Annotated in this window: 6 protein-coding genes; all 6 read right to left on the minus strand. The window is 39.7% G+C overall.

The window, feature by feature from the left end:
• Window position 1: 1 nt before the first annotated feature.
• The gene (locus PLH43_RS05440; RefSeq protein ID WP_324360908.1) at window positions 2–712 is read right to left on the minus strand and encodes a response regulator transcription factor; all 711 of its coding nucleotides are present in this window, start codon (window positions 710–712) and stop codon (window positions 2–4) included.
• 136 nt (window positions 713–848) lie between these two features.
• On the minus strand, window positions 849–2,390 hold the full coding sequence (gene cls / locus PLH43_RS05445; RefSeq protein ID WP_324360898.1) for a cardiolipin synthase: 1,542 nt from the start codon (window positions 2,388–2,390) through the stop codon (window positions 849–851).
• 40 nt (window positions 2,391–2,430) lie between these two features.
• Window positions 2,431–3,249 carry a glycosyltransferase family 8 protein gene (locus PLH43_RS05450; RefSeq protein ID WP_324360901.1) on the minus strand — a complete coding sequence of 273 codons (819 nt, stop codon included), beginning with the start codon at window positions 3,247–3,249 and terminating at the stop codon, window positions 2,431–2,433.
• Window positions 3,250–3,466: 217 nt separating this feature from the next.
• On the minus strand, window positions 3,467–5,992 hold the full coding sequence (locus PLH43_RS05455) for a dockerin type I domain-containing protein (RefSeq protein WP_324360903.1): 2,526 nt from the start codon (window positions 5,990–5,992) through the stop codon (window positions 3,467–3,469).
• Between the two features lie 331 nt (window positions 5,993–6,323).
• Window positions 6,324–6,770: a C-GCAxxG-C-C family protein gene (locus PLH43_RS05460; RefSeq protein ID WP_324360905.1), complete on the minus strand. Its 447-nt coding sequence runs from the start codon at window positions 6,768–6,770 to the stop codon at window positions 6,324–6,326.
• A 111-nt stretch (window positions 6,771–6,881) separates the two neighbouring features.
• Entirely contained in the window at window positions 6,882–8,129 is a 1,248-nt protein-coding gene (locus tag PLH43_RS05465; protein WP_324360907.1) for a glycosyl hydrolase 53 family protein, read from the minus strand.
• Window positions 8,130–8,685 lie beyond the last annotated feature (556 nt).

An 8,685-nucleotide genomic window follows, 5' to 3' on the forward strand; every position in this document is an offset into this window, starting at 1 on the left:
ACTATCTTAAAGCCTCTTTATCACTAAATCGATAACCTATACCTCTTACAGTTTCAATATAAACGGGATTGTTGTCGTCATCTTCAATCTTCTGTCTCAAATACCTTATATGTACATCAACAGTCCTTGTTTCTCCAACAAAGTCAAATCCCCAAATTTTCTGAAGGAGCATATCCCTGGAAAGAACTTTGCCCCTGTTCATAATCAAAAGCTTTAAAAGCTCAAACTCCTTAAAAGTCATTTCAATTATTTGACCGTTCTTGTAGACCTCTCTTCTTTCAAAATCTATCGATATTCTGCCAACATTAACTCTTCTAGGATTATTTTCAAAAGAATCCGCCTGTCTTCTGAAGGTAACCTTAACCCTTGCTATAAATTCCCGTACGCTAAAAGGCTTTGAGATATAATCATCCGCACCGAGTTCAAGGCCCAAAACCCTGTCCAGCTCGTCATTTTTGGCAGTCAACATAATTATGGGTATTTTTTTCAGTTCAAAATTCTCTTTAATTCGCCTGCAAATTTCAAACCCATCCATACCCGGAAGCATTATATCCAAAACGAAGAGATCCGGTCTTTTTCTTTCCACGACCTCAAACATGGTCTCTCCATCTTCAAAACACTCCACCTCATATCCGTTCTCTTCAAGATTAAACCTGATTAACTCCTGAATATGGTTCTCGTCTTCCACTATATAAATCAACTTTTTTGTCATATCATACACTGCACCTTCCCGCAAAAACCCTCTTTCATGCGTGTCCATTCTCCAAGTTCAACTATATCATAATCTTTATAGAGGTTCAAATCAAACATATTTCATATAATTTTTAGTTGGACAAATGGAATTTACTCTACATAAGGGGGGCAAAAATACGAAGGATAGTACCCAATACGTTTTTATGCCATTTTGTTTTCTTAATCGTATCCATTGTTATTTCCGTACACACCTCAAGGGTGCTTAAGAAATCCTCCTTTATATCAAACACTGTTTTGCTTTTATATGTCCAGACACCGCACTCAAAATGCAGGTAAAAGCTTCTGTAGTCCATGTTTATTGTACCCACAACCGCATATTCGTCATCAGAAACAAAGGTTTTGGAGTGTATAAATCCCGGTGTGTACTCATAAATTTTCACTCCGCTTTCAACCAAAAAGCGGTAATTGGATCTCGTGACCGCATGGACATACCATTTATCCTCAATATGGGGAGTTATAATCCGGACATCTATTCCGGATTTCGCCGCTGATGCCAACGCTTGCATCATTTTATAATCAATAACAAGATATGGAGTTGTGATATAGACATATCTTCTCGCTTTGTTTAAAAGATTTAAGTAAACCGTTTCGCCAACCGTCTCTTCGTCATAGGGGCTGTCGGTAAATGGCTGAAAATACCCGTCGCAAAATTTTTCTTCTTTGAACTTGTAGCGAAACTTGTCAAAATCCTCGTCAATCCCTCTAAGATAGTCCCACATGGAGAGGAACATTACCGTCATGTTCCATACGGCCTCTCCTTTTATCATTATAGCAGTATCTTTCCAGTATCCATGCTTCTTAACTTCGTTGATGTACTCATCCGCAAGATTAATGCCGCCGGTAAATGCCGTATGCCCGTCAATTATTGTTATTTTCCTGTGGTCCCGATTGTTTATCCTGGCAGACAATATCGGCGACACAGGGTTGAAAACACAGCACTTGATGCCCGTACTCTCAAGCTTTTTGCTGTAATTTCGGGGAAGAAGCAAGAGACAGCCCATGTCATCATAAATAAGGCGGACATCCACTCCCTTTTTAGCTTTCTCAACCAGTATCTCCAATATACTGTTCCACATAGTTCCTTCTTCGATAATAAAGTATTCCATAAATATAAAATGCTCAGCCTTTTTAAGCTCCTCCTTAAGCTTTTCAAACTTTTTCTCTCCGATTGAAAGGTACTCAGCCGTAGAATTCTTGTGGGGAGGATAATGGGCTACATTTTGAATATATCTTGATTGAACAGCCGCACCATCGTCATGCAGCATAATTTCGCTCAAAACCGTTGGCTGCGGCACCAAAGAGTTTTCCACCTTAATGCCTATGGACTTTAGCTTTCTCCTCTCTCCCCTGCTAAGCTTCTTTCCTCCAAAAAAGATATAAAACAATCCTCCAAAAATAGGAAACAAAAGTATCGGAATAATCCATGCAATCTTGTAGGAGGGATTGCTCTTTCCGTTCAAAATCCAAAATACCGCCACTATACTTCCAATCAAGGATGCCCAATAAAAGAACACAAAATAGTCGTTAAATTTTAGTATTACACTTATAAGGACAACCAACTGTACCAGTATTGCCAAAGATATTAAAACGACTCTATGATATAAAAATTTTATAATAGATTTTAACCTTGACCACATTGAGAATTCAGCCCCTTGATTTACCGATAATAAACTACATTCAATACTTCACATTTAGCGCCAACTTTTCATAATGCTTGTACAAAGAATGAAACTTGCCGCTATAGGATTTCTTCCAAGGCTTTCTCTTTCCGCAAAAATGAATAAGCACCGTGTTGTTTATTATATAATCCATATCGCACCTGCCGTTGCTTGTAATCCTATAATAGTTATAGTATCTTGCATCGTAATTATATAATTTTTCATCCAAACTCTTTATTTTCTTAGAGTACAAGGAATTTATAATATCCTGATCCGGCATAATAAGCTTTGTGCGATTGTTTTTTACAAAATCGAAAATTTCTTTTTCATCAATAGTCTCCCTCTGAAGCTTAAGATTCATCAACAAAACGCCGGAATTATAATATTCTTTTATATCATACGCATTTAATCTTATTCTGTTGATTCTCTTTATTGATATTATGTTATGATACGCAGCAGCATACAAATAGCTGTCAATATTGATGTTGTAAAGATTGTCTATTGGATTTATAACCAGAATATCGGGATCAAGATAAAGTATTCGGTCCAATTCTTGCGGCAAAAACTTGAATGCCAAAAGCCGATAGTACATTGCTTTTGTATAGTGAAGAAGTGTAGGAGCATCTTCAAAATAGCTGTCGTCCACATACACTATTTTTAGCTTGCTGCCTTCCGATTCAACAAACCTGTTCAAGTCCTCCAGTTCCTCTTCTCTTATACTGGAATGCATCAAATATATTTCAAACTTTTCGTTTTGATTATTAATAAAAAGTGATTTCAGCATTACTTTTAAAGGCTTTAGATAATTAGAATCCAATGTCACAAGTATGTTTTTCATTATTATTCACTCCCAAGCCCAAATCTCATACGAATTGAGGACATTTTAGCAAGCATTTTATTATTAACTTTATTCTTCTTTCTATTCATAATAACATATTAAGAATATTTTTTCTAACGGAGTTTTTAAACCTAAAAAATAAGAAACCCTGCAAAGAAAACTCTGCAGGGTAAATACGGTATTTAAAATTATCTATAGGAACAAACCAAAATCTCTGTTATTTTTTCGGAAACTCGGAAATAGCATGAAGTATATACTTTTTCAAATACATCATGTCTGTGGAATTTATGCTGCCGTCTCCGTTTACGTCAGCCGCCCACATATCATCTTCAACAGGTAAATCTTTTACCGATTTTAGGATATATCTCTTCATGAGGCTATAGTCTGTTGAAGTTATTTCATTATCACCATTCAAGTCACCTACTTTGCCTTTTGCCGGCGTTGGAGTAGGTATCGGTCCATCGGAAGCCGGTTCACCGTAAACGATACCTCTTCCGTTGGTAGCAATATATACACGTCCGTAAACTCTTGGGTCACCTGTTATTGCAGTATCAACAGCACCGTATCCGTGCTTGTCGTCGTTGATACGTACCCATGTCTTGCCGGCATCATCGGAACGGAAGAATCCTAAAACATTGTCAACCTTACCGGTAATGTAAATTGCCATGTAATCCTGTCCCGGTGCTGCTTTTCCAAAGCCTACCACATGCGCGGTCTGAACACCGGAGATTTTTTCAAAGGTAGCTCCACCGTCAGTGGATTTCCACAATCCGCCCTCTCTTGCAGCAAGCCATACATGTCCTTCCTTGCCCGGTACGGCTTTTACTTTATTAACCGATTCGGGAAGATTCGGCGCTTTTGTATCGGTAAAGGTTAATCCGCCATCTGTGCTTATGAAGAATTTGCCGTTATAGAAAGCATAGAATTTTTTACCGTTCGCACGGTCAGATGCTACCACGGCACCGTTACCGAGATTCATACAAACCTTCCATGAGTTCCCGTTGTCCGTCGTAACCGCAGGACTTGCATTTTCCGGTGTCCAAATAACCGATTTTGCATCGGCTGAAACAGCAACCGAACCGCCGCCCGTACCGTTTGGAGCTTCGCTAGGCGCCTGGAACCAATTCTTTCCTCCGTCATAGGAGAAAGAAATCTTTTTCACCTCATATAAATCAGCCTTTGCAACCAATGCCATAAAGTTTGGAACAAGCTCTGCATAATCAATTCCTGTACCTGAAGAATAAGTAGAAACATGGAATTTTTTCGGACCCACTTTCAAGTCCTCATGAACAAAACCAACGATATCGCCAACAGCACTTACAAGGGGTGCTCCCTCCGGCGGGCTAATCAAGTCCAAAACAGCACATTCTTCAATTCCTGTTGCTTTTACTTTGATTTTTACTTTGCCGCCTTTGTCCCAATCGGTAAGGTTGTCCGTACCATAGATGGTTGCACCGGTAACATACATCATACGGTCAGAATTGAACGGGTCAATCTCTATATCACCTATCATCCATCCCAGCTTCGGATTGATTTCCGGCAGCTGCTTCTCCATACCCCAGTCCAGCCACGGTGCCGCAGAGATATCCATTTCATAATGGAGTATACGTTCAGGATAGAATCCCCACTCCCAAATATTCTTCCATGTAGCTCCACCGTCAGTACTGCGGAAAATAAATTCATCCGGCCACCATGCGTTCATGGAAGTTACAATAAGATTGTCAGGATTCTGCTTGTCTACCGCAAGTCCGGCAAAGCAGAAACGATTGTCCTGGCTTGAATAAGGCAATGGACTGATATCGATCCATTCTCCTGTACGGGTATTGTACTTCCAAACCTGACCTTTTCCGTTGCCGTCATAAGGACCGCAGGTATCTCCATAAGTTATAAACAACATTCCGTTGGATGCCAAAACTCCGTGATGAGGAAGCAGTCCCTTAGGTTGTCCGGGAACAGCATGCCAAGTGGCACCTCCGTCTGTGCTGCGGTAAATGCTCTCATTCTTGTCGGCAACACCAACATATATAGTCTTACTGGGTTTACCGGGTGTGCTGCTGTTCTTGTCAAAAACAACCCACACTACTCCAATAATATCTTTAGTATAATCAAAATTCGGATCGTAAATATAAGTTCCCGCATTAGGGAAATTCTCCACTTTGGACCAGGTCACACCGTAGTCGGTACTCCTCCACAGTCCGTTTCCGCATCGAGTTCCAAGATACAAAATTCTGTTGTCATTAGGGTCAATTGCCAGACGTTCTCCCATGGATCTTCCCGGCATATTTCCTCCCATCTTAAAAGGCAAAATGGTTTTTTCCCATGTTTCTCCCCTGTCGGTTGAGCGAAGGATTGCTCCCATATTCGGAAGCCAATCGTTGGTATACATACCTGCAGCTATGTAAACACGGTCCGGGTCTACAGGGTCGGTTGCAAGACTATCCACTCCATAATAGCTGTACTCATCCATTTGGAAATGGTCGAGAATCGGAATCCAAGTCTCTGTAGAGGGATCCCAGCGGTATGCACCTCCGATATCGGAACGTGCATAAATCAAATCCTTCTCCGTTTCATTAAAAATTATGCCAGGCATAAATCCTCCGCCTCCGCCGATTACCACGTTGTCCCATTTGTAAGGCACACTGCTGACAGCCTGACTGGAAATGGCGGGGGCAAATATGGTCGATACCATAAGTGCAGCCGCAAAAACAACGGCTTTGATTTTTCCCTTAATCTTTTTACTCATTAAGCGCTCCTCCCTTAAAAAACTAATTAAAAATTATTTTTCTCTAAAATCTGTCTCCCGATTTTCCCTTCCGACAAAGCAACCTCCCTTCGCCTGTTATTTAAACGGGTGGATCATTTATGCTAAAAAAGTTAATCAAGTCCCTCTTTATTACATAAATTCGAGCTAATATTTCCCTTTAATGTACCTTATTTTTATTAATAGCTTAATAAAAATTAAAAAAAGAAAGACGGAAAAATCCCTATCTTTCTTTTAAAATTTTTCTTCTGTACTTTATTAATTTTTTAATATGTAATAAAAGCACCTTTTGGCGTAAATATTTTTATGTAAATTATATCTTCAACAACTCATCAACAATTTCAGCCGCACTTCTTACAATCTCTGCACAAGGCCGCTTTTTATAGTAGCCTTCCGTTCTCCTCTCGGGAGTAGGTTTATCATGGACTGTATCCAAACCCAAAAGCTCCCTGCATATTATTGAGCCATTCTCTTCCTTAAACCGGTCCACAAGCCTTTGGACCAGCTCATAATGCTCTTTTTTCGCTTTCATGTCCTTCGGGTCAACATATCCGTACTTTAGCCCAGCTATCATAAACATGGCCGAAGCAGCTCCGCAAACCTCTCTTAACCTTCCTATACCGCCTCCAAAGGGAGATGCAAGCATCAATGCGGTTTTCATTTCAATTCCAACATCTTCGCAATATGCCCCAAGAACCGCCTGGGAGCAATTATATCCTTCTTTAAACAACTCAACAGCCCGTTCCGATTTACTGCTCAAAAGAATCCCTCCGTTTTAACGCCTGTCCTACGATTGCTTTATATTACCATTATATACTATTGCACCTAACAATACCAGACCCATTAATATTGATATGTCAACATATTATTTTCACTTTACGGGAAGCTGCGGTATGGCATTGAGCAAATACCTTTTTAGCACAGAATAATCGGTTGAATTTATACGGCCGTCCAAATTGAGGTCAGCCGCCTCCACTCCCCTTTCATAAGGAAATTTAGATATAGCCCCCAGTATATATCTCTTTAGCAGGCTAAAGTCCGTAGAATTTACACGTCCGTCGCCGTTCAAATCCCCATAAAGAAGATTGTGCGGAGCGTCTGAATTCAAAAACGCATCCAGAGCAATTGTCGGTTTGCCGGATAAATCGAAAGCTCCTTTATTATAATACTGCCAGTTATAGCATTGAGGCTCCCAATAGAACACCCCAAGGCCTTTGTTATCGGGCAGAGATTTTGTCTTTTGGATTATATCTGTAATAAAGTCCTTGCATGCTTGAGCATCCCAATAATCCATACCAATCTCGCATATCATGACTTCTTTTCCGTATCTTGATATCATATCTTTCATATTGCTGAGACACCGGTTTGTCAAATCCGGCCAGTCGGAAGCAGTAGGATACAGCGACATACCTATTACATCAAACCTTGCACCGTTGGCAGTAATGCCGTCAAATATCCATCTGTACAATGCGTTGTCATACCCATTGGAAATATGAACTATAACCTTGGTCTGAGGACTTACTGCCTTTACAGCATCATAACCGCAGTTAATCAGCCAGGCAAAGTTCCTCATACTGTTTGTCGCCTTGCCGTCTTCCCACAGCATGCCGTTGTTGGTCTCATTTCCGACTTGGACCCACTCGGGAGTTATGCCATTGGCTTTTAAAGCACTCATAACATCATATGTATAGTCATATACGGCCTTCATCAATCCGTTAAAATCATATTTGGCCCAGGCTGACGGTTTTGTTTGCTTTGCCGGGTCCGCCCATGAGTCACTGTAATGAAAGTCGATCATTATTCTAAATCCCATTTTTTTAGCTCTCACTGCCATCTTGATTGTCTCATCTTTGCTGCAGTATCCGTTGGAAGGATTAACCCATACCCTGAGTCTGATTGAGTCTATTCCGTGGTCCTTTAAAATTTGAAGGCAATCCTGCTCAATCCCATTGTCATTATAGAATTTGTAGCCATTGGCCTCCATCTCCGGCAGCCAGCTTACATCGGCCCCCTTTGCAAAATTTGCAGCAGCATGGGTATAAGTTTTTGGGATTGCAGATAGAGTAACAGACAAGGTAAGGATGAAGATAATAATATGTTTAGTGATTTTTATCAACACAATACTCCCCCCATATTTATATTTTTTTGCTTTTAGATTATTATATATGTACATATTTATTGTATCATATATTGCATCTTCTATAGCAATTAAATAATTGCTTACTTGTGCTTTTAGATAACATTGTGGAAGCTTAATGTTAGAATAAGTTCGTCGATGTGGAGTAGTGCAAAAAATCCGGGGGATCGACAAAATTTATTAGTGCGCTCTAAATGGTGATTTATAGGCATTTAGAGGTATTTTTTTGTTTTAATTATTGATTTTTGCTTTCTATAGGGGTAAAATATAAAGCAGGAGTTTAGCGGGCTTAATGGGTTTTTTATCGTACCTATGAGGAATTGAAACTATCTGCAACCTGTTTATAATGAGCATTAAGATTATATGTTTTTTATCGTACCTATGAGGAATTGAAACTAGACAACCTTCCGACCATTGAAGGAATGATAGAACAAGTTTTTTATCGTACCTATGAGGAATTGAAACTTGAGGATATACTACCACCATTTATACAGCTTTTTAAGTTTTTTATCGTACCTATGAGGAATTGAAACTGTAG

This window comes from Acetivibrio sp. (assembly GCF_035371925.1).
Lineage (GTDB): Bacteria > Bacillota > Clostridia > Acetivibrionales > Acetivibrionaceae > Hungateiclostridium.

Coding starts and splice junctions, on each gene's coding strand:
- PLH43_RS05440 (WP_324360908.1), bottom strand. CDS start 712: ATGACAAAAAAGTTGATTTATATAGTGGAAGACGAGAACCATATTCAG.
- cls (WP_324360898.1), bottom strand. CDS start 2,390: ATGTGGTCAAGGTTAAAATCTATTATAAAATTTTTATATCATAGAGTC.
- PLH43_RS05450 (WP_324360901.1), bottom strand. CDS start 3,249: ATGAAAAACATACTTGTGACATTGGATTCTAATTATCTAAAGCCTTTA.
- PLH43_RS05455 (WP_324360903.1), bottom strand. CDS start 5,992: ATGAGTAAAAAGATTAAGGGAAAAATCAAAGCCGTTGTTTTTGCGGCT.